The organism is Calyptranema fuscum S582, assembly GCF_055793305.1.
The window spans coordinates 1-1037 of the sequence record NZ_JBSLYH010000133.1; the positions used below are offsets into that span (position 1 = coordinate 1).

Consider the following 1037-nt stretch of genomic DNA (forward strand, 5'->3'; position numbering starts at 1 on the left):
TAGCACACTGGGCGGCAGTTGGGCATTGCCTTTTAGCTGCTCCAGCCAAAACTCTGCCCCCTTGAGCGGGTCTTGGCGGTTACTGGGGTCAAACAAGACCAGCGAAGCATTCACATGGTCGAGAAAAATAGAGTGGATGGAGCGATACACATGCTGACCCGCCAGATCCCACAGGACCGCCTCGCATTGCGTACCGTCCTCACGGGTTTTGCCTAGTTCATCAATGACCCAGAACTGCTGACCGTGAGTAGAGGCATGTTCTTTGAACTCGTTGTGCGCGAGCCGATAGCCTAGACCTGTTTTACCTACTCCTGAATCACCTACCAGGACAAGTTTTGCAGTGGTGTAGTGAACGCTTTTCTGCGCCTGTCCGAGCAGAAGGCTCTCGTCTAACTCCCAGATACGAATGGTGTGATCTTCTTCCTCCAACGTTGCAAGCACTGGAAGGCTAGGGTGAAAGGCGACACTAGGAGTCCAATACTCAGTTGCACGTTCTTCTAAAACCGCAACACATTCCCATGTGTCACAACGCCACAGACAGACAGTTCCATTCCAACCGCTACTTTTAGAAGCCAACCAATTACCATTCGTTGAAAAGACAGCACAGTTTACACTACCAGAATGCCCTTCCAACACTTGCAACAGTCTACTGTTGTTGGCATCCCATATGCAAATGGTTTGATCACCTGAAGCGGAAGCAAGTCGCTGCCCATCAGGCGACCACGCCAAGCTACTGACACTATCGTTATGCTCATGAAATACCCGCAATAGCCCACCGCTGCTGGCAACCCATGTGCAAATAGTTGAATCATTCGAAGCAGAAGCAAGCCGTAATCCATTCGGCGACCACGCCACGCTGCTGACACTATCATCATGCCCTACCAACACCAGCAGGGGCTTACCGCTGTTGGTATCCCATATATAAACGGTTTGATCATCCGAAGCAGAAGCAAGTTGCTGCCCATCAGGCGACCACGCCACGCTGTTGACACTATCATCATGCCCTACCAACACCAGCAGGGGCTTACCGCTGTTGG

Annotated in this window: 1 protein-coding gene; it reads right to left on the reverse strand. The window is 51.7% G+C overall.

Annotated features, from left to right (window positions below; all coding sequences use genetic code 11):
• Window positions 1-1037, reverse strand: a 1037-nt coding sequence (locus ACR6Z4_RS32195; RefSeq protein ID WP_479721397.1) for a WD40 domain-containing protein, incomplete at both ends; no start/stop codon positions are given.